The organism is Thiomicrorhabdus sp. zzn3, assembly GCF_029767755.1.
Lineage (GTDB): Bacteria > Pseudomonadota > Gammaproteobacteria > Thiomicrospirales > Thiomicrospiraceae > Thiomicrorhabdus.
Window position 1 is genome coordinate 908,461 of the sequence record NZ_JARUQS010000001.1, and the last position, 25,607, is coordinate 934,067.

21 protein-coding genes and 3 tRNA genes are annotated in these 25,607 nt (G+C 47.6%); 17 read left to right on the forward strand and 7 right to left on the reverse strand.

Annotation, left to right across the window (positions count from 1 at the left end):
- The first annotated feature begins 107 nt into the window (after nucleotides 1-107).
- The 4 genes from rpsO (at nucleotide 108) to QCB44_RS04145 (ending at nucleotide 6,326) form a co-directional block, all read left to right on the forward strand.
- Nucleotides 108-374: a 30S ribosomal protein S15 gene (gene rpsO / locus QCB44_RS04130; RefSeq protein WP_279408070.1), complete on the forward strand. Its 267-nt coding sequence runs from the start codon at nucleotides 108-110 to the stop codon at nucleotides 372-374.
- 302 nt (nucleotides 375-676) lie between these two features.
- Nucleotides 677-2,767: a polyribonucleotide nucleotidyltransferase gene (gene pnp, locus QCB44_RS04135; protein WP_279408071.1), complete on the forward strand. Its 2,091-nt coding sequence runs from the start codon at nucleotides 677-679 to the stop codon at nucleotides 2,765-2,767.
- A 205-nt stretch (nucleotides 2,768-2,972) separates the two neighbouring features.
- Entirely contained in the window at nucleotides 2,973-5,891 is a 2,919-nt protein-coding gene (locus QCB44_RS04140; protein WP_279408072.1) for an insulinase family protein, read from the forward strand.
- A gap of 87 nt (nucleotides 5,892-5,978) precedes the next feature.
- A complete protein-coding gene (locus QCB44_RS04145; protein ID WP_279408073.1) occupies nucleotides 5,979-6,326 on the forward strand; it encodes a hypothetical protein in 348 nt (115 codons plus the stop codon).
- Nucleotides 6,327-6,408: 82 nt separating this feature from the next.
- Here the strand turns inward: QCB44_RS04145 and trxA are convergent, their stop codons facing one another.
- Both trxA and QCB44_RS04155 read right to left on the reverse strand, forming a co-directional pair.
- Nucleotides 6,409-7,272 carry a thioredoxin gene (gene trxA, locus QCB44_RS04150; RefSeq protein WP_279408074.1) on the reverse strand — a complete coding sequence of 288 codons (864 nt, stop codon included), beginning with the start codon at nucleotides 7,270-7,272 and terminating at the stop codon, nucleotides 6,409-6,411.
- Nucleotides 7,273-7,418: 146 nt separating this feature from the next.
- A complete protein-coding gene (locus tag QCB44_RS04155) occupies nucleotides 7,419-7,847 on the reverse strand; it encodes a DUF1810 domain-containing protein (RefSeq protein WP_279408075.1) in 429 nt (142 codons plus the stop codon).
- A gap of 115 nt (nucleotides 7,848-7,962) precedes the next feature.
- On the opposite strand from QCB44_RS04155, the gene QCB44_RS04160 reads away from it, so the two are divergent.
- Complete coding sequence (locus QCB44_RS04160) at nucleotides 7,963-8,559, forward strand: hypothetical protein (protein WP_279408076.1); 597 nt, start codon at nucleotides 7,963-7,965, stop codon at nucleotides 8,557-8,559.
- Nucleotides 8,560-8,660: 101 nt separating this feature from the next.
- On the opposite strand, the gene QCB44_RS04165 is transcribed toward QCB44_RS04160, so the two are convergent.
- Both QCB44_RS04165 and purB read right to left on the reverse strand, forming a co-directional pair.
- The gene (locus QCB44_RS04165) at nucleotides 8,661-9,830 is read right to left on the reverse strand and encodes a cupin domain-containing protein (protein ID WP_279408077.1); all 1,170 of its coding nucleotides are present in this window, start codon (nucleotides 9,828-9,830) and stop codon (nucleotides 8,661-8,663) included.
- Nucleotides 9,831-10,038: 208 nt separating this feature from the next.
- The gene (purB, locus tag QCB44_RS04170; protein WP_279408078.1) at nucleotides 10,039-11,439 is read right to left on the reverse strand and encodes an adenylosuccinate lyase; all 1,401 of its coding nucleotides are present in this window, start codon (nucleotides 11,437-11,439) and stop codon (nucleotides 10,039-10,041) included.
- A gap of 86 nt (nucleotides 11,440-11,525) precedes the next feature.
- On the opposite strand from purB, the gene acnB reads away from it, so the two are divergent.
- Nucleotides 11,526-14,099: a bifunctional aconitate hydratase 2/2-methylisocitrate dehydratase gene (gene acnB, locus QCB44_RS04175; RefSeq protein WP_279408079.1), complete on the forward strand. Its 2,574-nt coding sequence runs from the start codon at nucleotides 11,526-11,528 to the stop codon at nucleotides 14,097-14,099.
- Nucleotides 14,100-14,268: 169 nt separating this feature from the next.
- Here the strand turns inward: acnB and QCB44_RS04180 are convergent, their stop codons facing one another.
- On the reverse strand, nucleotides 14,269-15,234 hold the full coding sequence (locus QCB44_RS04180) for a S49 family peptidase (RefSeq protein WP_279408080.1): 966 nt from the start codon (nucleotides 15,232-15,234) through the stop codon (nucleotides 14,269-14,271).
- 60 nt (nucleotides 15,235-15,294) lie between these two features.
- Between QCB44_RS04180 and uvrC the strand changes: the two genes are divergently transcribed.
- The 5 genes from uvrC (at nucleotide 15,295) to QCB44_RS04205 (ending at nucleotide 18,455) form a co-directional block, all read left to right on the forward strand.
- Nucleotides 15,295-17,238 carry an excinuclease ABC subunit UvrC gene (gene uvrC, locus QCB44_RS04185; protein ID WP_279408081.1) on the forward strand — a complete coding sequence of 648 codons (1,944 nt, stop codon included), beginning with the start codon at nucleotides 15,295-15,297 and terminating at the stop codon, nucleotides 17,236-17,238.
- Between the two features lie 138 nt (nucleotides 17,239-17,376).
- Nucleotides 17,377-17,955: a CDP-diacylglycerol--glycerol-3-phosphate 3-phosphatidyltransferase gene (pgsA, locus tag QCB44_RS04190; RefSeq protein ID WP_279408082.1), complete on the forward strand. Its 579-nt coding sequence runs from the start codon at nucleotides 17,377-17,379 to the stop codon at nucleotides 17,953-17,955.
- 174 nt (nucleotides 17,956-18,129) lie between these two features.
- Nucleotides 18,130-18,205, forward strand: a tRNA-Gly gene (locus QCB44_RS04195).
- Nucleotides 18,206-18,210: 5 nt separating this feature from the next.
- Nucleotides 18,211-18,284 (forward strand) — tRNA-Cys (locus QCB44_RS04200).
- An 84-nt stretch (nucleotides 18,285-18,368) separates the two neighbouring features.
- A tRNA-Leu gene (locus tag QCB44_RS04205) sits at nucleotides 18,369-18,455 on the forward strand.
- Nucleotides 18,456-18,554: 99 nt separating this feature from the next.
- Here QCB44_RS04205 and QCB44_RS04210 read toward each other — a convergent pair.
- Nucleotides 18,555-19,577, reverse strand: a complete 1,023-nt coding sequence (locus QCB44_RS04210; protein ID WP_279408083.1) for a diguanylate cyclase — start codon at nucleotides 19,575-19,577, stop codon at nucleotides 18,555-18,557.
- A gap of 234 nt (nucleotides 19,578-19,811) precedes the next feature.
- On the opposite strand from QCB44_RS04210, the gene QCB44_RS04215 reads away from it, so the two are divergent.
- Nucleotides 19,812-20,159: a hypothetical protein gene (locus QCB44_RS04215; protein ID WP_279408084.1), complete on the forward strand. Its 348-nt coding sequence runs from the start codon at nucleotides 19,812-19,814 to the stop codon at nucleotides 20,157-20,159.
- A gap of 68 nt (nucleotides 20,160-20,227) precedes the next feature.
- On the opposite strand, the gene QCB44_RS04220 is transcribed toward QCB44_RS04215, so the two are convergent.
- Nucleotides 20,228-20,992: a helix-turn-helix transcriptional regulator gene (locus tag QCB44_RS04220; RefSeq protein WP_279408085.1), complete on the reverse strand. Its 765-nt coding sequence runs from the start codon at nucleotides 20,990-20,992 to the stop codon at nucleotides 20,228-20,230.
- A gap of 371 nt (nucleotides 20,993-21,363) precedes the next feature.
- Here QCB44_RS04220 and QCB44_RS04225 point away from each other — a divergent pair, with 371 nt between their 5' ends.
- From QCB44_RS04225 to minE, 5 genes are all read left to right on the forward strand, one after another.
- The gene (locus QCB44_RS04225) at nucleotides 21,364-22,884 is read left to right on the forward strand and encodes a choice-of-anchor F family protein (RefSeq protein ID WP_279408086.1); all 1,521 of its coding nucleotides are present in this window, start codon (nucleotides 21,364-21,366) and stop codon (nucleotides 22,882-22,884) included.
- 156 nt (nucleotides 22,885-23,040) lie between these two features.
- A complete protein-coding gene (locus QCB44_RS04230; RefSeq protein WP_279408087.1) occupies nucleotides 23,041-23,448 on the forward strand; it encodes an exosortase/archaeosortase family protein in 408 nt (135 codons plus the stop codon).
- A gap of 147 nt (nucleotides 23,449-23,595) precedes the next feature.
- Nucleotides 23,596-24,288, forward strand: coding sequence for a septum site-determining protein MinC (gene minC / locus QCB44_RS04235; protein ID WP_279408088.1), 693 nt, complete (start codon nucleotides 23,596-23,598; stop codon nucleotides 24,286-24,288).
- 96 nt (nucleotides 24,289-24,384) lie between these two features.
- Nucleotides 24,385-25,197, forward strand: coding sequence for a septum site-determining protein MinD (gene minD, locus QCB44_RS04240; RefSeq protein WP_279408089.1), 813 nt, complete (start codon nucleotides 24,385-24,387; stop codon nucleotides 25,195-25,197).
- Nucleotides 25,198-25,210: 13 nt separating this feature from the next.
- Nucleotides 25,211-25,468, forward strand: a complete 258-nt coding sequence (minE, locus tag QCB44_RS04245) for a cell division topological specificity factor MinE (RefSeq protein WP_279408090.1) — start codon at nucleotides 25,211-25,213, stop codon at nucleotides 25,466-25,468.
- Nucleotides 25,469-25,607 lie beyond the last annotated feature (139 nt).

Consider the following 25,607-nt stretch of genomic DNA (forward strand, 5'->3'; position numbering starts at 1 on the left):
AAACACTTGCAGTTATTGGTTAAATCCGTAAAATACTGCGTTTCAGCCCCTGTCATCGGTTGCGGAGGTTGGAATTTTGATTCAAACCGATCCTATGGAGAAAAAATATGTTTGACGCTGAAGCTAAAGCGAAAATCATTGCCGAATACGCTACGTGTGAAGGTGATACTGGTTCACCAGAAGTTCAAGTTGCTTTGTTGACACACCGCATTAAGCACTTGACTGAACACTTTAAAGAGCACAAGCAAGACAACCATTCACGTACTGGTTTGTTGCGTTTGGTTAGCCGTCGTCGTAAGTTGTTGGATTACCTTCACAAGAAAGACGGTGAGCGTTACTTGAGCCTGATCAAACGTCTTGGTCTGCGTAAGTAATAGCGCGTTCAAGTCTCTAAAAACCCTGCTTTGCAGGGTTTTTTTTTGCCTGAATATTCTTATGAACCGGGATAAACGAATACAAGTCGTTTCTGTATGCAAATTAAGCGTAATTAGCGTCGATTAAGGGTTCGCTAAAACGACAATAAAGAGTAGAATGGAGCGGATTTATGTTATTTTTCTTATCCGGCTCTGTATGGATACGTAAACCAATAGCCTGAATCCCTAAGCAAGTCATTGATTAGAAATGTGTTTAGGGATTCAGGTTTCGATCGATTGGAGCCAATATCAAAGAGGTTTTCATGGCTAAAATTACCCAGTCATTCCAATATGGCCAACATGAAGTTACATTAGAAACCGGTGAAATCGCGCGTCAGGCTGACGCAGCGGTAATGATTGGAATGGGAGATACCCGTATTCTGGTCACGGTTGTGGCATCCAAAACGGTAAAAGAGGGACAAGATTTCTTTCCGTTAACGGTTAACTATCAAGAGAAAGCTTATGCGGCAGGTCGTATTCCAGGTGGTTTTCTGAAGCGTGAAGGGCGCCCATCGGAAAATGAAACGCTGACGTCTCGTCTGATTGACCGTCCGATTCGCCCCCTGTTTCCAAAAGGATTCTTGAACGAAGTGCAGGTTATTGCAACCGTTGTGGCTTTGGACCCGGAAGTGGGGACTGAAGTGCCTGCAATGTTAGGAACCTCTGCGGCACTGTCTATTTCTGGGATTCCGTTTAATGGCCCAATCGGTGCCGCTATTATCGGTTACCGCGATGGAGAATACCTGTTGAATCCTAGCCCGGAAGCCCTGGAAACTTCTGACCTGGAGTTGAGTGTGGCCGGTACTTCCGATGCGGTGTTGATGGTCGAGTCGGAAGCGGCGGAACTGCCTGAAGATGTTATGCTTGGCGCCGTGATGTACGGTCATTTGCAGATGCAGGTGGCGATCAAGGCGATCGAGGAATTCGCCGCCAAAGTCGATAAGCCGATGATGGAATGGCAGGCGCCGGAAGAAAACACCGCTCTGAAAACGGCGGTGTTTGAGTTGATTCGTGCCGATGTTGAGGCGGCTTATCTAATCTCCGATAAAATGGAACGTTACGCGGCGTTGGATGCGGCTAAGAGCAAAGCGCTTGAAAACCTGGCTGTCAGCGATGTGAATCCAGATGGGTTTGATGCCGGCGAAATCGAAGGGATGTTCGGTAAGCTGCAAAAAGAGATTGTACGTGGACGCATTCTGGCTGGTGAACCGCGTATTGACGGTCGAGATACGCAAACGGTTCGTCCGATTGAATGTAAAGTCGGCGTGCTGCCGCAGGTACACGGCTCAGCGCTGTTTACTCGTGGTGAAACACAAGCCTTGGTGGTGACCACTCTGGGTACCGAGAAGGACGCTAAAATCGTTGATGAATTGACGGGGTCTTACCATGACCGCTTTATGCTGCACTATAACTTCCCGCCATTCTCAGTCGGTGAATGTGGTCGTGTTGGTAGCCCGGGGCGCCGCGAAATTGGTCACGGTATGTTGGCGCGTCGCGGAGTAGCGGCACTGTTGCCTACTGAAGACGAATTTCCTTACACCATCCGTGTGGTTTCGGAAATTACCGAATCTAACGGTTCCAGCTCAATGGCGTCTGTCTGTGGTACGTCCATGTCATTGATGCATGCGGGCGTGCCGATTGCTGCACCTGTTGCGGGTATTGCGATGGGGCTGATCAAAGAAGAGAGCGGTTTTGCCGTACTGTCCGATATCTTGGGCGATGAAGATCACCTGGGCGATATGGACTTTAAAGTGGCGGGTACCGACCAAGGGGTCACCGCTTTGCAAATGGATATTAAGATCAACGGAATCACAGAAGAGATTATGCGCATCGCTTTGGATCAAGCGAAAGCAGGACGTTTGCATATCTTGGGCGAAATGGCTAAAGCCATTACCTCTTCAAACGCTGAGGTGGCCGGCACGGCACCGCGCTTCTTCAATGTAAAAGTGAAGCCAGAGAAAGTGCGTGAGATCATCGGTAAAGGTGGTGCGACCATTCGTGCGTTAACCGAAGAAACCGGGTGTACGATTGAAATCGACGATGACGGTAATGTGAAGATTGCCGCGGTGGATGAAGACGCTGCCAATCTTGCGAAAGCGCGTATTGCTGAGATTACGGCAGAACCGGAAATTGGTAAAACCTACGATGCCGTGGTTAAGAAAATCGTCGATTTCGGTGCATTTGTGGCCTACATGCCTGGTCGTGAAGGTTTAGTCCATGTGTCTCAAATCGCCGAAGAGCGGGTTGAGAATGTCGAGGATTACCTGAAAGAGGGGCAAGAGATTCGCGTAAAACTGACGGACATCGACAAGCAAGGTCGTGTGAAGCTGTCTATGAAAGACGCCGATAAATAACAGCTTGGCAACAGCAGGTTGCTTTTGGGCAGGCCTGTTCAAATTGAGGCCGTTCAGTGATTCTGAATGGCCTTTTTTATAGGCTTTTTATTGTCTTTGGCGATTGAAAATTCAGTCGGCATGCCTATAAAAACTGAATACAACCTGACGTTATTCAGGCCCCCTAAACATTCATTCTGAAGAGAACTTTACGGAAAATAAAATTATGTCAAAACATCATCCGGCATTCGAATTTATTGGTCACCACACGATTGAAACCTTGAATTTAACGGTTGAGCACTACCGGCATAAGGTCACCGGCGCCGAACATTATCACATGGCGGCAGACGACCCCCAGAATGTATTTTTAGTGGCATTGAGAACCGTGCCGATGGACTCGACCGGTGTGGCGCATATTCTGGAACATACCGTGTTATGTGGGAGTGAAAAATACCCGGTACGTGATCCTTTCTTTATGATGATTCGCCGTTCGTTGAATACCTTTATGAACGCCTTTACTTCCAGTGATTGGACGGCCTACCCGTTTGCCACGGAAAACAGAAAAGATTTTCAGAACTTGTTGCAAGTCTATATGGATGCAGTATTTTTTCCAAATTTGGATCCATTGGATTTTGCCCAGGAAGGGCACCGTCTGGAATTTGAAGAGATGGATAATCCGGCGTCACCATTGACCTTTAAAGGGGTGGTGTTTAATGAAATGAAAGGGGCGATGAGTTCACCGATTTCACGTCTGTGGCAAACCTTAACCAGAGAGCTTTATCCGACCTCTACTTATCACTATAACAGTGGCGGTGAGCCGGTCGACATTCCCAACCTGAGCTATCAGCAACTGGTCGATTTCCATCAGGCTCACTACCATCCCTCCAACTCGGTGTTTATGACTTACGGGGATATCAGTGCAGAAGCCCATCAAACTCAGTTTGAAGAATTGGCATTGAAGCGTTTTGATTCGCCGGTGCCTCAAGTACATGTTGGGCTGGAAGAGCGCTTCACAGAACCGAAAAACATTGAAGCGCTGTACGCTCTGGATGAAGAAGACACCCAAAGAAAAACCCATATTGAGCTGGCTTGGTTGCTGGGACAGAACCAGGATCCGAAAGAGGTGCTCAAAGGGCAGCTGCTCTCGGCGGTGTTGTTGGATAACAGTGCCTCCCCGCTGCGCAAAGTATTGGAAGGAACCGAACTGGCTTCAGCGCCGTCGCCGTTATGCGGTTTGGAGGAGTCAAACAAAGAGATGGTCTTTGCGGTGGGGGTACAGGGTTCCGATCCGGAACATGCCGATGCGATTGAAGCACTGATTATCAATGAACTGGAACGCGTTGCCAAAGAGGGCGTGGCCCAAAATCAGGTGGAAGCGATGCTGCATCAATTGGAACTTTCCCAGCGTGAAGTGGGAGGAGACAGTTATCCATACGGTCTGCAGCTGATTCTGCATGCGTTGCCGGGAGCCTTGCATGATGGCGATCCGATCGCACTACTGGACATTGATGAGGCTTTACAGGAACTGGAAGAAGCGATTAAAGATCCGGAGTTTATACCCGGCCTGGTCAAACACTGGTTGCTTGATAACCCGCACCGTGTGCGCTTGGTCATGAAGCCAGACAGCGAGCTGGCAAAGCGTGAAGCCGAAGCGGAAAAAGCGCGATTGCAACAGATTCAAGCAGGCCTGTCGGAAGCCGAAAAACAGCAAATCATCGAGCAGGCATTTGCTCTGGAAGCACGCCAGCAACAGGTGGATGATCCAAGCATTTTGCCGGAGGTCACGAAAGAGGATATTCCTGCGGAGCTTAAAACCGTCACCGGCGTAAAAACGGCGATTGGTTCACTTCCGGTCAGCGGTTATCAATGCGGTACCAATGGTTTGGTGTACGAACAGGTATTGATGGAATTGCCGGACCTGAGCGAGCATGAAAAAGCCATTTTACCGCTGTTTAACAGCTGCTTGACCGAAGTGGGCAGTGCCGGGCGTAACTATATTGAAACCCAGGAGCATCAAGCGGCCGTGACTGGTGGGCTTTCAGCACGCTCTGCACTGCACAGTCGCGTGGGCGATAAAGAAGGCTTCCACAGTCACTTTATTTTGTCCTCTAAGGCGCTTGCGCGTAATCAGCATGCCATGGCTGAGCTGATGGAGCAGACCTTGTTTGAGGCGCGCTTTGACGAGTATGCGCGTATTAAAGATCTGATCGGGCAGATCCGCGCCAGCGTCGATCACGGCATTACCGGAAACGGACATGGCCTGGCGATGATGGCGGCGACGCAAACCTTTACCCCGATTGCAAAATGGAAGTTTGATCGCAGCGGCTTCGCCGGTATTCAGTTTGTAAAACAGTTTAACGATAAACTCAAAGAGCCGACGGCTTTGGAAGAGTTTGCATCGCAGCTGCAAACGATCCAGAAAAAACTCCAACAAGCGCCAAAGCAGGCATTGCTGGTGGCGGACGAACACAGTTATGATGAGGCGCTGAGCGGCATGCAACAGCATTGGTCGCGCATTCAGCAAGGCGTGTCGGACGACGCTCTGTTCCGTCTGGAAAGTTCGGCCAAGCAAATCAAGCAGGCCTGGGTCACCAGTACTCAGGTAAACTTCTGCGCGCAAGCCTATCCGGCGGTAGCGGCGGATCATGCCGATGCACCGAAACTGGCGGTATTGGGGGCCTGTCTGCGCAATGGCTTCTTGCATTCTGCCGTGCGCGAAAAAGGCGGGGCTTATGGGGGCGGCGCCACTTTTAATGCCGAAGCGGCAGCGTTTGTGTTCTACTCCTACCGCGATCCGCGTTTGCTGGAAACTTATGCCGACTTTGAAAAAGCCAAAGACTGGCTGATGAGCAGCGAAGCGACCCAAGCCAAGGTGGATGAAGCGATATTGAATGTAATCAGCGCCATGGATAAACCGGGGTCTCCGGCGGGTGAAGCGAAAAAAGCGTTCTATCAGCAGCTGTATGGTCGTACGCATGACGTGCGTATGGCTTATCGTGAAGGCGTTATTTCTACCACTATCGAAGAGTTGCGCGAAGTAGCCGAGCGTTATCTGAAACCGGAAAATGCGTCTTCGGCGGTGCTGACCCACAGCGGTATGAGCGATATTGTTAAAGATAATGGCTTTGAACTGTTGACGCTTTAAGAGTAAGCTTTTGGCTAGGGCTTGTTCGATGTTTCAAACAGAGAGTGCTGCGGACAGGCCGTATACATTGACTCAAAGGACACGTTTATGCCGCATATCATTATTGAGTACAGTCAAACCTCTCTGTGCGAAGAGGAACTGGCCGGTTTTATGGCTGAAGCCTATGAAGCGGTGAACTCGACTCAACTGTTTGAGGAAGAAAACATTAAGCTTCGACTGCACCCAGTGACGCATTTTCAGTTAGGGTTGCCGGATTGCGGCTTTATTCATGCGATGTGTCGCATCCATATCGGTAAAACCGAAGCGGAAAAGAAACACCTCAGCAAAACTTTGCTGGCTGCGATAAAACGCTGTGTGAAAGGGCGGATGGTGATTACCGTAGAGGTGATGGATATGGATCGATTATGTTATGCCAAAACCATTACCGCCGATTAGTAAATGGAAAGCTTACCTGGCGTATAAATAAAAAACCGGCTTGGGAATCATTCTTAGCCGGTTTTTTATCTTATGCTTTAGGTTAAAACATTAAATTTTGTAGTTTTCTGCGGTACTGCATCACCATTTCCGGCTGATCGTCTTTAAGCATCTCAAAGATTTCCAGCAGGGTCTTTTTGGCAACGCCATCCTGAAAATCACGGTCGACCATAAACAGTTTCAGTAAAGTCTGAAGTGCTTTCTCAGGGTGATTGTGTAGCATCAGATAGCCCGATAGAGCATACAGTGAATCCGGATCATTCGGATTCTCTGCCAATGTACTTTGCACCTCTTCAATCGGTGGCGCACTGGCGACAATTTCGGTGAATTTGAACAGGCCGAGCAGACCACGGCCTTCAGCCGATTCTTTGGCTTCATCCGGCAGTTTTTCCAGCAAGGCCTTGGCTTGATCCAAATGCCCACGTTGAAAATACATTTTCGCCAAATCCAAATGCACGCGGAAATTGTTTGGATTCGCTTCCGCCGCTTTTTTTAGCAGTTCCAGTGCCTTCTCATAATCATCCTCGGCAAACGCCTGATGCGCGGCCTGACGCAACTCTTCGGATTCATCCGCAGGCATATACTTTTCCAGTGCGTTCACAAAGGCTGAAGAGGGCTGGGCGCCTTGCAGTTCTTCCACCACCTGGCCCTGATGAAAAATCTTGAAACTGGGGATGCTGCGGATCTGAAACTGGTCTGCCAATTCCTTCTGTTCTTCGGTGTTGACTTTAGCCAGGATAAAACGTCCGGCCAGATCAGCGGCCAGCTTTTCCAGCATCGGCATGACTTGCTTGCACGGCCCGCACCACGGAGCCCAAAAATCCACTAACACTGGAACATGAAACGAGTTCTGGACGACCATTTCCTGAAAATTTTCGGCCGTAATGTCAATAATCATCGGTTGCATCGATTCAATCCTTGTTTTCAAACACTTCAAAATGAGACTGTATTAATTGATAGTGAATTATAGTGTAAGTGACCAATCCAACTGAGCTTATCTAGAGGCAGTGGTACATTTTTTCAAGACTGTCCGTGCCAGATTGGTAAAGAGGGCTAAGATAGGGGGTGCAAAATATCCATGGTTTTCTGGCTGCGTTCAGCGTTGCAGAATTGCTGGATGGCGGAGTTAAACAAGGTTTTGTTTTCGGCAACAGATTCAAACAGGGTCATACAGGCACAAAACTTCTTATTGTCCGGTTTGCCGAAAATCTCCATTAGTGTCGAATCCGGGTGGGCCAATACTGCTTGGGTACATTCGAGTAAACGCGGGCCTAACAATGGATGGTTTAGATAGGCCTGAGCCTCTTTAAGACTTTTGATCGAGTAAAAGCGCGTGGTTTCACTGTGCCCTAAACCGTCGATCTGCGGAAATACAAACCACATCCAGTGGGAACGCTTACGTCCTGCTTTCAGTTCCGAAAGGGCCGTAGCATAGATGTTTTCTTGGGCTTGAACAAAGCGTTCCAGGTGATAGGTCTTCATAAGAGCATACATATTTTCAACGAGAAGAAGTATAAGCAACCTCTATACGATTTAAAAAATAACGAACAGTGTTATATTGGTATTTCATTGCGTTGTAGACAAAAGTGAATTGCTTATGTTTTTCATAGAACCACAAGCTGAAAAGTTTCATATCAAGCACGAAACCCATAAAGAAACGCTTCTCAAGTTTATCGCTCTTGCGTTGATTCTGGTAGCTTATTTTTTATATGTTAGCTGGAAATATGGGAGCTCTGCGGGGTTGGCGGTCACCTTGCTGACCTGGAGTTTTTTTGTTCTATGTACCCCTATTGCCGATGGCGGCTTTATTCTGGCGTTTCCAATTCGCCTTTTGTTCAACATTAAGATGTCAATCACGCAGGTTGTGCTCTGGTTTGTAGCCGTTGGCCTTAATGCATTTATGTTGATTACGACCCCGGATTCCTACGACTTAACCTTTTTAACCCGCTTGCTTAAGCATATTCTGACGTCACCTTATCCCTATTGGAGCATTTTAATTTTAAGCGCGCTAGGCACACTTCTATCAATCTATTTTGGTGATGAAATGATGGATGTCACTTCCCATAAGGACCGGATTCAGCACCATCGTCATGGATTGAAATACCGCACCATTCTGATTGCCGGACTAGGAGTATTAACCGTGGTTGCCTACTATTATTTATTAAGCGGCTTAGGCATCTCATTACCTGCATAATGAGAAATGGCCGAAACCAGACATGCCTCGTTTCGATTGGTTGATCTCTGAAACTCAACAGGCCTGCTCAGTTTTAGAATGGGATGAATTAATGGTTTTATTTATTCAATAAACACCAAATATTGCAGTTTCCACAGATCAAACAGCAACGCTAAATTGCCTTGATGTTGAACGAGGCTGGCGAGTTCATCCTGGGTTAAAAACGACTGATTGGCGAGTTTGCGGGTCATCTCCGGCTGAGCACCGAAATCGTTCCAAATGGCACCGTTAATATACAGTGCCGGTTGGTCAGTTGTTTCAGTGTAAGCAAAGCGGCACACCGGGTCTTTGATCAGGCCGTGTTCAACCAGCAACGCGCCGGCAAAGTCTTCAATGGTTGGCGTTTCCTCTTCGCTCAGGGGTTCCGGCAGTTGCTGTGCCGCGACCTGATCGAGTTGGGTGGCAAAGCGTCCGAACCAGGTTTTGAGCAGGCCTCTGTCTTGCAGAATGGATTGCAACAGTGCCTGGGCCTGATCGACCGCCGCTTCGGTGACTTCGCCCGGATTGAGACCAGCCTGCCACTGAGGATCGACATACAGTTGTTTGAAACGCTCCATTTCCGAAAGATGATCGCCGAAACTGTCCCACAGCTCCTGGCCGCGATAGGTGCGGTAGCCGATGGAGTAGGTCATGCATTCGTCATCTAAGGCGATGCCGTGATGCCCCCATTTGGGCGGCAGGTAGAGAATATCACCGGCTGCAAACTCGTAGTCCTCTTCCACCTTGAAGGTTTTCATTAGACGCAGGTCCACGCCTTCGATGTAGTTGGTTTCGTCGCAGTCTTGAGAGGTCAATTGCCAGCGGCGTTTTCCGGCGGCTTGCAGCAGAAACACGTCGTAATGGTCGAAATGCGGGCCGACATTGCCGCCGGTGGTGGCGTAGCTGACCATAATGTCGTCAATGCGCCAGCGCGGCAGAAAATCGAAGTCGTTGAGAATGTCGGTGACGTCCGGAATCAAACGATCCATGCCTTGAATCAGCAGGGTCCAGTTCTGTTCCGGCAGTTGCGCATAGGTGGCTTCGTCGAACGGGCCTTTTAACAGTTCGTAATCCTGTTCGCCATGCTGAATGACAATTCGGCTTTCCACCTCTTCTTCCAGAGACAGTCCGGCCAATTCTTCGGCGGACACCGGCGCTTCAAACCCGGGCAGGGCATTACGAATCACCAAAGGTTTCTTTTGCCAGTACTCTTTTAAAAAAGTGGGTAAATCAATATCCTGGAACTGAATCATAAACCGGACTCACCTATTTTGATCAAATAAAAAACCCACCAGGCCTGGTGGGTTTAAAGTGGCTTTAGTTGAATCGTTCAATACTAATCACGATACTGGTCGCACTTAAAATGGCGAAGTTTCAAGGCGGAGAAAAGGGAGTGTGCAATTTGCACATGACTGTTCTCCAACACAGAAGCTTCTCATTTAAGGCGTGAACGGTGCGTGATTAGCGGCCCTTGACCATAGTCAATGCCAATTCAATGTTCGCCGCTTGCTGCGCCGCGTTACCAATATAGGTGGCCGGCGTCAGGTTACGCAGATACTCTTTGGCTTCCGCAGGCAGGCCTTCCAAACCGTCAACGAAGTTCTGCATAATCTCTTTGTTTACGCGCTGACCCCGAGTCAGGTCTTTAAGACGCTCGTAAGGTTTTTCAAAACCGTGGCGACGCATGACGGTTTGAATGGCTTCAGCCAACACTTCCCAGTTGCTGTCCAAGTCGTCCGCCATCGCTTGAGCGTTCACTTCCAGTTTGCCCAGACCTTTCATGGTGGCTTGCAATGAGATCAGTGTGTGCGCCACACCGACCCCCAAGTTACGCAATACGGTCGAGTCGGTCAGGTCACGCTGCCAGCGGGAAATGGGCAGTTTTTGGCCCAGGTGGTCAAAGATCGCGTTGGCGATTCCCAGGTTCCCTTCGGAGTTTTCGAAGTCGATTGGGTTCACCTTGTGCGGCATCGCCGAAGAGCCGATTTCACCGGCCACAGTCTTCTGCTTGAAGAAACCAAGCGCAATATAACCCCACACATCACGATCGAAATCGATCAAAATCGTGTTGTAACGCTGGATGGCGTGGAAGTATTCGGCAATGTAGTCGTGCGGTTCAATCTGAATCGTGTAGGGGTTCCAACCCAGTCCCAGGCTTTGCACAAACTGTTCGGACAGTTCGTACCAGTTGACTTGCGGATACGCGGCCAAATGGGCATTGTAGTTACCGGTCGCACCATTGATCTTACCGAGAATCTGCACATTCATGAGCTGCTTGGCCTGACGCTGCAAACGATAGGCGACGTTGGCGAACTCTTTACCGGCGGTGGTCGGTGAGGCTGGCTGACCGTGAGTGCGCGACATCATTGGAATGTCCGCCATTTCCGTAGCCATTTCCGCAATCTTGGCGATCACTTTATCCATTTCAGGAATGATGACGTTTTCACGGGCATCCTTCAGCATTAAGGCGTAAGCCAGATTGTTGATGTCTTCAGAGGTACAGGCAAAGTGGACAAACTCACTGATCGCGCTCAGTTCCGCATTGTCGGCGAAATGTTCTTTAATCAGGTATTCCACCGCCTTCACGTCGTGGTTGGTGGTTTTTTCAATCTCTTTAACGCGTTGCGCCATTTCGAGAGTGAATTCATCCACCATTTTCATTAAATGGGTTTCCGCTTCGCTGCTTAATTTTGGAACCTCGCCGATGCCCGGATGGTTGGCTAACATGCGCAGCCACAGGATTTCTACCTTAACGCGGTTTTTGATCAGGCCGTATTCACTGAAAATCTCTTTGAGGTTACCCAAGCGGGCTCCGTAACGACCGTCAACAGGTGAAATAGCGGTTAATTCCGAAAGTAACATTTTAGCTAACCCTTTTTATCTGAAATTAATGGTGTGGTATTATATCGCAATTCATTTTCTATTTTTGTTTTTAGGAGAGACCCCCTATGTTAGAAGCCTATCGTAGCCATGTCGCCGAACGTGAAGCGGAAGGAATTCCTCCGCTGCCACTGGATGCTGAACAGACTGCACAGCTGGTTGAGTTGATTAAGAATCCACCAGCCGGAGAAGAAGCGTTTGTTTTGGAGCTGTTAAGCAACCGCGTTCCGCCAGGCGTGGACGAAGCTTCTTACGTTAAGGCGAGTTTCTTGGCGGATGTCGCCAAGGGGAATGTCGCGGTGGATCTGATCTCTGCGGAAAAAGCGACCTTCCTTCTGGGAACCATGTTAGGCGGTTATAACGTTCAGCCGTTGATTGAGCTGTTGGACAGCGACAACGCGGCGGTGGCTGAAGAGGCGGTGAAAGCGCTTTCTAAAACGCTATTGGTTTACGATGCGTATCACGATGTGGCGGAAAAATCGAAAACCAATGATTATGCGATGCAGGTCATGAAGTCCTGGGCGGAAGGCGAGTGGTTTACCAATAAACCGAAGATGCCGGAAAGCATCACCGTGACCGTATTTAAAGTAGACGGTGAAACCAATACCGATGACTTGTCTCCGGCCACCGCGGCGTGGTCCCGTCCTGACATTCCATTGCATGCCAAGGAGATGCTGGCGGCACGTATGGACGATGTTCAAGGAACGATTGAGTCTTTGAAAGCCAAAGGCCATCCTGTGGCTTATGTGGGTGACGTGGTCGGAACCGGTTCTTCACGTAAGTCAGCGATGAACTCGGTGATGTGGTATTTCGGTGACGATATTCCGTTTGTGCCTAACAAGCGCCAAGGCGGGGTGGTACTTGGCGGTAAGATTGCGCCGATTTTCTTCAATACGGCCGAAGACTCCGGTTCTTTGCCGATTGAATGTGACGTCTCTGAAATGAATATGGGCGATGTGATTACGATCTACCCCTACGAAGGCAAGATTACCAATGAATCGGGTGACACGATTTCTACCTTTGAATTGGCCCCTGACACCATGCCGGATGAAGTCCGTGCTGGTGGGCGCGTGCCTTTGATTATCGGTCGTGGTTTGACTGATAAAGCGCGCAAAGCATTGGGGATGGATCCTTCTGATCTGTTTATCCGTCCGCAGGACAAGTCTGAAGCGGATCACGGTTATACCCTGGCGCAAAAAATGGTGGGTAAGGCGTGCGGTATTGAGGGTGTTCGACCAGGAATGTTTTGCGAACCGCATATGACCACCGTTGGTTCTCAAGACACCACTGGAGCGATGACGCGTGATGAGATGAAAGAGCTGGCCTGTTTGGGCTTCTCTGCCGATTTGGTGATGCAGTCGTTCTGTCACACCGCCGCTTATCCTAAGCCGGTGGATATCAAGCTGCAGCATACGCTGCCTGACTTTATGACCAGCCGTGGTGGGGTGGCATTGCGTCCGGGAGATGGGGTGATCCACTCGTGGTTAAACCGTCTGTTATTGCCGGATACCGTGGGTACCGGTGGGGACTCACACACGCGTTTCCCGATCGGGATCTCTTTCCCGGCCGGTTCCGGTTTAGTCGCTTTTGCGGCGGCACTAGGGGTCATGCCGTTGAATATGCCGGAATCGGTATTGGTGCGTTTCAAAGGTAAAATGCAGCCGGGCATCACCTTGCGCGATCTGGTCAATGCCATTCCGTATGCCGCGATTCAGCAAGGCCTGTTGACGGTTGAGAAGAAAGGTAAGATCAACTGCTTCAACGGCCGCGTGCTGGAAATTGAAGGTCTTGAGCACTTGAAAGTGGAGCAGGCGTTTGAGCTGTCTGACGCGTCTGCCGAGCGTTCTGCCAACGGCTGTGTGGTCAAGCTTGGCAAAGAACCGATCATCGAGTATTTGAAGTCGAACATGGCGTTGATCGACTGGATGGTCGAGAACGGTTACCAGGATGCGCGTACCTTGTTGCGCCGTCGTGACGAAATGCAGAAGTGGATCGACCATCCAGAGTTGTTGGAAGCGGACGCCGACGCACAATATGCGGAAGTGATTGAAATCGACCTGAACGAAATTAAGGAACCCATTGTAGCCTGCCCGAACGATCCAGACGACGTGAAACTGCTGTCTGAAGTGGCGGGGGAGAAGATCGACGAAGTCTTCATCGGTTCTTGTATGACCAATATCGGTCACTACCGTGCCGCCGGTAAAGTACTGGATGGCATGAGCAATGTGCCGACCCGTCTGTGGATTGCGCCGCCGACCAAAATGGATGAGCGTCAATTGATCGAAGAGGGCTACTACAGCACGTTCGGTAAAGTGGGGGCACGTACCGAAATGCCTGGCTGTTCATTGTGTATGGGGAACCAGGCACGTGTAGCGGATGGCGCAACGGTGTTCTCGACATCAACACGTAACTTCCCGAACCGCTTAGGTAACGGCGCTAACGTTTATCTGGGGTCTGCCGAGCTGGCGGCTGTTTGTGCGGCAAAAGGTAAGCTACCAAATGTTTCAGAGTATATGGAAGCGGTGGCGATGCTGGATACTATGGCAGATGACATTTACCGTTACCTGCAGTTCGATGAGATGGCGGATTATGAAGTCGAATCCCCTAAATCCTTGGCGGATATTGGGGTGGCGGTAGCCTAACGTTACGGTCTGTAATCTGCCACTTGGCAATAAAAACCCGCTTGGAGATCATCTCCAAGCGGGTTTTTTTATGGGCTGAAATTCAGTCACAGGAAGAGGATTAATTTTGAACAGGCCTGGTTGAATGTTAAAACCTAAAACGGATCAGGCCTGATTGTTTTCATCACGCTCAGTGAAGCGTAGTGAAGTAGAGCGCCAGCTTGCTTGAGGTTTCCGAGCTGATGTCGCCCATCAGCTCTTCAATAAAGGATTTTTCGGATTCATACACTCTGCGGTGTTTGACGCCTACGATTTCGCGCTGAACATAGCCGATGTCACCCAAACCATCGATCATGCCGTTTTCAACCGCTTCGTCACCCAACCAAACCAGGCCGGTATAGGTCAGCTCGTTCTCCTTGATGCGATCGCCGCGTCCGGCACGCACAGTTTCAATAAACTGCTGGTGAGTGCGCTCCAGAATACGCTCTTTGAAAAATTTGCGGCCTTCTTCGTCTTTGGGGGCAAACGGGTTGATGAAGGTTTTGTGCTCGCCAGCGTGCATCGAGCGGTTTTCAATCCCCATTTTGTCCATCAATTCGGTGAACCCGAAGCTGTCCATGCGTACGCCGATGGAACCGACCATCGAACCGCGGTTGGCATAGATTTTATCCGCAGCGACCGCGACGTAATAACAGCCTGATGCACACAGATCTTCAACGACAACATACACCGGTTTGTTGTACTGGTTTTTCAAACGGGTGATTTCGTCGTTGATCATGGCGGATTGAACCGGGCTTCCGCCAGGCGAGTTCGCCTGAATAATCACCGCCTTGCTGGTTGGGTTGGCAAAGGCTTTCTGTAAAAGCGGGTTCAATGTCTCGGCACTCATTTTGGAGCCGGGCATGATCGGACCTTCCAACTTGATCACCGCGACGTGCTCTTTGCCGTTAGCCAGTTCTTCCAGCTCTTCAATATTGTTCATATTGTCAATGGCGATGAAAATGAAAAACACAATATAGGCCGCAACGGCAAGTTTGAGCAAGTTGGCAAAACGCCGCGACCACCGTTCTTGCTTGACGAGAGATTCAACGGCTCCGGCGAGACGTTTAAAGCCTTGCGGGTCTTGGTCTGGGTTGTTTTGAGGACCGTATTCCATTCTGTATCCTTTATAATGTATTAATTATTCATTTTCAGGCATTTTAACTCGTTAAAACTCATGACCCAAGTCAATCACAAAGAGAAACGCCTTAATTCCGATGTGCAGGAAACCGATCTGATCAGCGCAGAGAGTCAGCATACGCTGGATGACACTAAGCGTAAAGCGATTGAAGCGTTCGATATTAACGCTTATTTGAAGCAACTGACCGAGCGTCCCGGCGTTTATCGCATGTACAACGCCGAGGGTAAGATCATCTATGTAGGGAAGGCCAAAAACCTTAAGCGCCGGGTATCGAGTTATTTTAAAAAGTCGCATGATGAGATCAAGACGTCGCGTATGGTCACACAGATCGCCTATATCGAGGTAACCATCACCGATACTGAAAGCGAAGCACTGATTCTCGAAAACACCCTGATCAAGCGTTACAAGCCGAAATACAACATTCTTTTTAGGGATGATAAGTCCTATCCTTATATCTTTGTTTCTACAGCCAAAGCCTTTCCTTCATTAAGTTACCATCGCGGCGCCAAACGTCGGGTAGGCAAATATTATGGGCCGTTTCCCAATGCGGCGGCGGTCCATCAAACCTTGCAGGCCTTGCAGAAAATCTTTCCGGTGCGTCAGTGTGCGGAAAGTGTCTTTAACCATCGCTCGCGCCCCTGTTTGCAGTATCAAATCAAGCGTTGCTCCGGCCCTTGTGTTGACGGACTGGTGACCAAACAGGAATACGACGAGGATGTACGTCATACTCTGATGTTTCTGGAAGGTAAGAGTTTTGATGTGATTGAAGAGTTGGGACATAAAATGGAACAGGCCTCGGAAGCGCTGGAATTTGAACTGGCTGCTGCTTATCGAGACAAGATTTCTGCATTGCGCGCGATTCAGAGCCAGCACCTTATTAATCAGCCCGGCTCCAAAGACATGGATGTGCTGGCGATTTCTGAGCAGGCCTCCCAGGTTTGTGTCTGCTTGATGATGTATCGCGGCGGCAATTTATGGGGAAGTGAGCATTTCTTTCCCAAACAGGTTGAACGTTTGGGCGAGTCGGCGGATGCTGATGCCGTGTTGAGCGCGTTTATTGCTCAGCATTATGAAGCGCATCCGGTACCCGCGATTCTTCTGCTGCCCATGAAATTATCCGAGCACTCGTTGCTACAGAAATGGCTTACCGATAAACGCGGCAGCCAAGTTAAGCTGCAACATCCGGTACAGCAGACCGCCAAAGGTCTGGTTCAGCTGGCCGAAACCAATGCGATTACATCGTTGAAGCAGCATTTAGGGCAAAAAGCGACGCAACAAGAACGTCTTGTCGCATTGCAGGAGGCACTTGCCTTGTCCAGGATGCCGGAACATATGGAGTGTTTCGACATCAGCCATACTCAAGGGGCCCATACGGTTGCCAGCTGCGTGGTGTTTACTGACGGAGTGCCGAATACCCAGCTCTATCGTAAATTCAATATCGAAGGCATTCAGCCGGGGGACGATTACGCTGCAATGCACCAGGCGTTAAGCCGCCGCTATAGTCGAATCAAAAAAGAGGGTGGGGCTTTGCCCGATTTGATTGTGGTGGACGGCGGAAAAGGGCAGCTGAATCAAGCGATTGAGGTATTGAAAACCCTGGAGCTGGAATCGGTACCGTTGGTGTCGGTCGCCAAGGGAGAGGGACGTAAGGCAGGTCTGGAAATTCTCTATACTCCCTACAATGAGGAGGGTATTGACCTTGAAGCGGACGATATCGCGTTGCATTTGATTAACCATATTCGCGATGAAGCACACCGTTTCGCGATCACCTCTCACAGAACGCGTCGCGGCAAGGCACAAACCAAATCAGCCTTGGAGGAGATTGAGGGGATCGGTCCTAAAACGCGTAAAAGTTTACTGCTGCATTTTGGTGGATTGAACGAAGTCAAAGATGCATCGGTGAATGAACTATCAAAGGTTAAGGGGGTCAGCCTGGACAAGGCACAAAAGATCTATGATTTCTTTCACGGCAGTGCGTAAGCCTTTAGGCGTAATCTTTCCTTTAACCGAAATAAACATGGTAGTATTAACGCGCAATTTTACAATTGTTAAAAATGAATATTAATGTCAGTAGGCCTCCAGGCCTGAGAAATCCTATAAATAGAGTAATTCAGTTCGATGAATCTTAAATCCATTCCCATGATCATGACGTGGAGCCGCGTGGTTCTGATTCCGGTTTTTCTAATCTGTTATTATGCCCCGATTGAAGATGCGCGTTTTTGGGCAGGCCTGGCTTTTATGATTGCCGCAATTACCGACTGGCTGGATGGTTATTTGGCGCGCAAGCTAGGATCGGACAGCAAACTCGGAGCCTTTTTGGATCCCGTAGCGGACAAGTTGATTGTCGCGGCAGCATTGATTGTCGTGGCCGCCGAATACCATGATAACTTGTGGGTAGTGCTCTCGGCGATCGTAATCATGATGCGTGAAGTCGGGATTTCCGCACTGCGTGAATGGATGGCTGAGAATAATGCCCGTGAAGTGGTGGCGGTGTCTAAATTGGGTAAAGTGAAGACGGCTTCACAATTAGCGGCGTTAACCTGGCTGCTTTATGGAGGGGAGCTTTGGGGGGTAAATTGGGGCGAACTCGGTTTTCCAATGCTTTATTTTGCGGCGCTATTGACTGTGATTACCTGGGTGCAATACACCAAAGCGGCATTACCCGAGATTGTGCGCTCAACCCAATCCGGTTCGTGATGGAGCCGTTTTTTTTAAGCGTAAAATGACGAAAAAGCAGGGGCTTAGCCATCCTCTAAGCCATCCAATAAATACTTGGGAATTGCGTATTTGTCACAATAAAGCCAATTTTGTAAAATTACTGCAAAATTGCTTGACCTTCAGCGTCAAAGCCCTATAATACGCCCTCATCAAGCGGGAATAGCTCAGTTGGTAGAGCGCAACCTTGCCAAGGTTGAGGTCGCGAGTTCGAGCCTCGTTTCCCGCTCCAAATATGGCGGAATGGCAGAGTGGCTATGCAGCGGATTGCAAATCCGTGGACCTCGGTTCGACTCCGGGTTCCGCCTCCATTTTTATCACCCTTTATAATCCTGTTTGGATAATCCTATTTGGTGATTCGATTTTTTATAAGTGTTTTGCACTTATATCTGTATGCCCAGGTGGCGAAATTGGTAGACGCAGGGGACTTAAAATCCCCCGGTGGAAACACTGTGCCGGTTCGACTCCGGCCCTGGGCACCATTCTTTTTTTACATCATTTATTCTGGTTTGCTGTTTTGATTGGCTCAAAATGAGCTGAGTGCTATTTCATTCTCTAAACTGGAGAAAGTAAGCGTTAAGTTAGGCTATTTGCACGTTATTCCGGTTAAGGTGCTTGGCTTGATAGAGGGCTTTATCGGTTCTTTGAAAAATCTGGTCGTAAGTATCGGTACTTTTATATTCCGTTACCCCAAAACTGCAAGTGATCTTGGCCTGATCCATCAGCGTTTGGTTTTCAATGCCCAGCCTAAGCCGTTCCGCTTTATCGAAAGCCTGCTGCAAGTTAGTATTCGGCATAATGATAATGAATTCTTCACCTCCCCAGCGCGCGATGAGGTCATATTCACGAGTATGCTCATTGAGAAAGAGGGCGAGTGCTTTTAGGATTTGATCTCCGGCACTGTGTCCAAAATCATCGTTAATTAGCTTAAAGTCATCAATATCCAATAACACCACACTCATCGGTTGGGAATAACGTTTAGCTCGGTTGATTTCGGCCTCGAGTTTTTCTTCAAAGCAGCGGCGGTTATAAAGTCCAGTTAAGGGGTCATGTCGCGCACCGTATTCCGCCAGTTTAATTTTTTCTTCAAGCTCATGATTGAGGTGCTCGAGCTCGAGAGTACGTTTTTGAATTACTTTTTCTAAATTGGCATTATCCGAGGCTAAAATCAGGTTTTTTTGCTCGAGTTCTTGTTGCGCAGTTTTGGCTTTATGGATATCGGTATGGGCTCCGATCATGCGCTTTACCTGGCCTGAATCATCGCGCTCGACAATTTTGCCGGAATCTTCAATCCAAAGATAGGAACCGTCTGCTTTTTTGCATCGGTATTGAATCTGATATTGATCCGTTTTGCCCTGGATGTAGTTTTCGAAATGGGCCATTACCGCAGGGTAATCCTCGGGATGGATAGCATCTTCCCAAGTCATCACGTTTTCTTCCAGGCTGTGGACGTCATACCCCAACATCCGATACCAGCCCGGACTCCGCTTTACTTCTCCGGTTTCCGCATTCCAATCCCAAATGCCTTCCGAAACAATATCCAAAATAAAGGAAAGGGTTTTTTCGGCTTCCGGGAGAGAAGGGTGTTTATATCGACTATCCATGTCTCAGCCTTGTAGAGCTACAGGACGCTTGTTTGCACTCCTGTCAGAATTTAATTAAAAATCCACTTGATCGATAAATCAAGTATTTGTTCACAATGTCAATGCCCTGTCTTTATATTGCTAAGTATTTATTCTCATTTTTTAGAGACAGTGCTTGACATGGGAAAAAATACCATTTCTAATATGGTCTGAGTTCTGATAAAGCTTTACTGATTATTTTTAGGAGTAAATCATATGAAAATGATAAAACCATTGGCTGCGTTAATTTTAGGGGTGGCGGGTTATGCCACAGGCGTTCATGCAGCAGATGCCGTTCAAAATCAGACCCAAATTCAATCGCAACAGCGTATTCAGGAAACGATGGGGCCTGCTGTTCCAAAAACAACACAGGCGATACAAAACCAAAACCGTCATGAATATACCTATGAAAAGCGTTATCAAATTAAAGAAAACGCTGATGCAAACGGGCGTTCTGCAATGCAGAACAATCGAACTGAACAGGGAGCTATGCACTCTCAGGGCTTTGGTTCTATGGGAGGGGGTAATAAAGGCGGTGGCAATAAAGGCGGTGGCAAACGTTAATCGCACTGCCTAGAACTTTTTGTCACTAAACAGGCCTGGTTTGACCAGGCCTGTTACTTTATAAGTCTTTAAACGTTGTTATTGATTTTATTGAATAAAGCCAGTTTCGAATTGACATGATATTTGGCAAAAATGTTTTTCATGTGTGTTTTTACCGTATTCAGACTGATATTAAGTTCGTCTGCCGTTGCCTGATAGGTTTTTGCGTGGCTAAGCAGTTTGATAATCCGTTTTTCTGTCTCTGTCAGGAGTGGCATATCGGTACAGACACGGGTGCATTTTGAATAAAAGGTTTTACTATCAATATCATACAGAGGCTGAATTAGGCTCTGAAACAAGGTGTGAATTTGATTTAACTGATCCAGTTTGGGCTGTTGGCCTTTTTGAAAGACAAACATGCTATAACCGATCTTATTTCCTTCATAGCAGAAAATAGGCAAGATATAGGCGGACTCAAATTTAATCTGCTTTTCCAGTGCCTGGCATTGTATGGAGTTAAGTTGACCTTCAAAAAAACCTTGTAAGCTCTCCAGCTTTTTATAGCTTCCCGGTTTTGTCAGAGAATCTTGAAAGCTGGCAGAAAAGTTTTTTAAATCAATGTGGTAGGGTTTTGATTTAAAACGCTTTAACCCTTTTAAAAACGTTTTATTGCTATCGAGGACAAATTCGAAATTGAGATGATTCTGTTGGGTGAGTGCAATCGCCATAATATTGCAATTTGTCACTGCTTTAATGAAAGGCACTTCTGTTTGCAATATTGCCTGCAAACTGTGTCCGTAGATCAAACATGACTGAATATGGGCAAGCTTTTTTAGAATTTCGACTTCATTCAAACTGTCAGAAAAGTCGACAGATTTCGAACAAGGCGAGTTGTGTAATTGCGTTAAGTGCGACGGCATAAAAGTCATGTTCCTAAGTAAGCGTACAATTTAAAACTAAAAACAACATAGCAAAAAAAACCGGTTTTTTCTTGAGATAAGTCAAAATTGCTCTCATCACAATGTAATTATTTTCTAATTTCCCCCAAAAGGGGGATGTTGTTTAATACGCATTATTTTATACTTAAATTGAACGACTAAAAATGAATCCATGAAATCTATTATTTATTGATTAGGTTGTCGTGAATCAATTGACTAAGAGGTACGAGATGAAGAAACAAAAGCTATTTAAATTAAGTATGATCGCGGCAGCCTGCGTGACTGCCATGAGTTCTGCCCAAGCGGATAGGATTAGTGGGATTCAGGAGACGAATGTCGGTACTCAGAGTTCCGTTGTACAGGCTTATGACTTTGATTCTTTAGTTCAATTTGGATTTGGTGGTTGGGATCATTCAAATGTCTCCGTTAAAATTGTAAATGCTGAAACGGGCGAAGAGATCACCACTAAAAGTTTTGATCCTGATACAGGCACTTACTCCGCAATGGTTGAAGGGGAATCTTTTGCCAGCTTTATTCATGACGGTACCAATGTGGATACGTCAACGGCGAAATTGACCGGTAAAGATTGGCCGGTTGGTGAACCTTCCGGGGTTAAGGTTCTTACAGATACGGATACGGTCTATATGGCTAATGGCAAGCCTGCGAGCTGTATTTTAAGCACGTCGTTTCATCCTTTTTCGGATGATGAAAAATATGTTGACGGCACTAAGACCTTGCCAGATGGAGCAACGTTGGATGACGGATTGTTAAATTCAAATGTTGTAAACCCAACCATGTGTGACAGTGCGTTCCAAACCCATAAACGCTTTAAAGTCAGTGCATTGCCAGGTTCTATTGCTGATAACGGCTCAGGTAGTCCTGTCGCTATCGATATGGTTTTCAATGTTGAAGATGCTGCGAACCCCGAGGGGGGCGACGCTACCCGTTATATGGTTTTGCAAAAGCTGAACAACTACACTGATAAACACTTGAAAGGCTTTACCCTGCAGGTGGGCAGCGGTGTCGGTACGAGCTTTGTTGCGAATACAACATCTACAGTAGAATTGTCTGATGGTGTTGGTGAAAAACCTGAAGGTGGCGATATCTGGGATGCAAATGATATGGCTACGTTCTCTGCTGGTCTGTTTGGACCAGGTGACGACAAGCATGATCCGGGCTTCTTTGATAACACAACCAGAGCCGGTTTTTATGCGGCAGAAACAGCAGTCGCGCCCAAAAATGAAATTACATCCGGTGCCGTCCTGTCGGACACCTATGAGAACCTGTTTGGCAGTAAGTGGTTGCCAAGTATTTACGAACCAAAAGGGATTTTCTACGACTTCGATAACAATCCGGCGACCGATGACCGCTTGGTTGCATGGTGGGGGGACAATCCGAATACCGCAGCAGAAGATTATATGTGGCTGAAAGGCGCGGCTGATGATTACGCTCCTGCCACTGCCGAAGAGTTGGAAGCGTGGGCCACCAGCGAGGAGCCCTATTATATTGGCGGCATTGAGGATGTACTGAACCTTGGGTTGAGCTATATCATCGATGTGGGTGATGTCACTGCTGACAATGGAACTTTTACCTTGAGAATGATTCCTTTGGTGGATGAAACCAAAACGGATTATGTACCTGGCTTTACTGAGGATGAAAACCAGCCTCCGGCTGATTTGGAGGGGTACATCTCTGACAGCGACAGTAAAGGCATTTTCAGCGCATATGACAATACCAGTTTACTGGCAACGGTTTTAGGCTTCTTGGGTCTGGGTGCTTTGGTGGCTCGACGCAAACTGTCTAAGTGATTTCTCGCTAGCGCTGCTTAGCAACAATTAAAAGGGCACACCATTCAGATGTTACGGTTTTCAATAAGCTATTTCATCTGGATGGGATTGCTCTTTTTTTTATTCTTTTTTTCCGATATCAGCCCTTTTTTTGTTATCAATGAGCTGCAAACGCAGTTGACTATATCAATTACCCAGAGCTGGGTATCCCTATTTAACCTACCTGTTTTGATTCAAGCAGATACACTGATTCTGCAGAATGGCGTGCATTTGCAAATATTGCATGAATGCAACGGTCTGACACCGTTTTTACTCTATGCGGCTGCAATACTGGCTTATCCTGCTTATACTCGGGCAAAAGTGAAGTGGCTGTTTTTCGGTTACATTTTGCTCGTGGGGATCAATACCTTAAGAATGCTTTTTATTACTTTAGTGGTGATGGATTACCCAGAACAGTTTTATCTGGTGCACGATTGGATCGGTCGTTATGCGGTGGCCATACTTACTGTTGCATTGTTTTTTTGGTTTACTGAACGTGTTCAGGTTAGAGGCGTTAATCACAATAAAAATGAGATCGTAACCTGAACAGGCCTGCTGAAAAGAGTTTTTCCCAGGGCCTTGAAAGTTTGTTTAGCACTTTTGCGTGCCTTGAATTGACAGCCTATACCCCCTCCAGTAAACTGCGTGCATTCCTCTCTTATTTGATGCGTTTCAGGTAATTTACAAAACACTATGAATAAAATTATTGACCTGAAAGGGTCTATCCTTTCCTTAACCGTTCTTAAACTATACAGCAACGATATCGAGCAAACCAAACAAGCGCTCTCCGATAAAATTAATCAGGCTCCAGACTTTTTTGTCGGTATTCCCGTGGTGTTGGAACCCCAAGTTGACAATTTGGATCCGACTTTTTTGGCGTTAATGGTAGAGTTTTTACATCAAAAACAGATGCTGCCAATCGGTATCCGTACACAAGATGAAACCTTAAAAGAGCACGCCAATTACGCCGGTTTAGCGGTGTTCGGGGAAGAGAGCCAGGTCAAGAAACGCCCTCAACAGCAAGAGTCAAAAGAGTGTGCAGAGGCACCAAGCCTTAAAACGGCGCTGGTGGTGCAAAATGCAGTACGTTCCGGCCAACAGGTCTATGCAAAGGATCGAGATTTAATTGTTCTAGGTTCGGTGAATCCGGGGGCAGAAGTTATTGCCGACGGGAACGTTCATGTTTATGGAACCATTCGCGGTAAGGTCTTTGCCGGATCTCAAGGTGAAACCAGCGCCCGTATCTTTGCCCAGAAGTTAGATCCGGAACTGGTCTGTATTGCCGGGCTTTATCAGTTAGCGGAAGATATTGAGCCAGCCCACAAAAACGGTTTTATTGAAGTTTCATTGCGTAACGATCAGTTAAATTTCAAATTGCTCGACTGATCTTACGATTATTTGTTTTATCTTTGGTATATTTGGATTTTGTTTTGAAGGTAAAGCGTGGCTTTACGGTTCAGTCAAAGAGATAAAGGAGTCAGAGTGTCTCGTGTAGTAGTTGTCACCTCCGGGAAAGGGGGCGTAGGAAAAACCACCACCAGTGCTAGTTTTTCAACCGGGTTGGCCCTTAAAGGCTATAAAGTGGCCGTCATCGATTTTGATGTCGGCTTGCGTAACTTGGATTTGATTATGGGGTGCGAACGCCGTGTTGTTTACGATTTTGTCAATGTGGTACAGGGTGAAGCGACCTTGCAGCAGGCTTTAATCAAAGACAAGCGGGTTGATAATTTATATATTCTGGCCGCGTCCCAAACTCGTGATAAAGATGCCTTGACCCAGGAAGGCGTTGAGCGTGTGATTGAAGAATTGAAAGAAGCCGGGTTTGATTACATTGTGTGTGATTCACCCGCGGGCATCGAAAAAGGGGCGCAGCTGGCTCTTTACTTTGCCGATGAAGCCTTGATTGTTACCAACCCGGAAGTCTCATCGGTGCGTGACTCAGACCGTATTCTTGGGATTTTGCAGGCTAAATCCAAGCGTGCTGAAAGCGGCGAAGGTCCCATTGTCGAACATCTGGTGCTGACGCGTTACAACCCGGCGCGTGTGGAAACAGGAGAGATGCTGTCGGTTGAAGACGTGATTGATCTGTTGAGCGTCAATCTGCTCGGGGCGATTCCGGAATCAGAAGATGTGTTGAATGCCTCCAATGCGGGTTCTCCGGTAATCATGGAGGAAAAATCCCAGGCGGCGCAGGCCTATAAAGATATTGTAGATCGTTTCTTGGGTGAGGAAATCGAGCACCGTTTCCTGACAGCTGAGAAGAAAGGGCTGTTCCAAAAGCTCTTCGGCAAGTAAGAAGGAGGGCAGCATGGCTTTACTGAATTACTTACTCGGACAGCGAAAGAAGAAATCGGCAACCGTTGCTAAAGATCGTTTACAGATTTTATTGGCTCATGAACGCTCGGAGCGTAATGCACCGGATTACCTGCCGAAAATGCGTGAAGAAATCTTGGCGGTGATTGCCAAGTATGTCGATATTGATGATGAAAAGTTGCAGATTTCAGTGGATGAAGCGGATGGTTTTGAGGTATTGGAATTAAATCTGGTATTACCTGATCATCACTGATTGAAAACGATTTTCTTATCTTTTTAAAACCCGGCTTTTGCCGGGTTTTTACGTATATAAATGTGACAGCTTCGTTACAATTTCCCTGTAAATAAAATTTACTCTTTCCTTATTGGTTTTGCTCTAGTAGTCTTTCCTC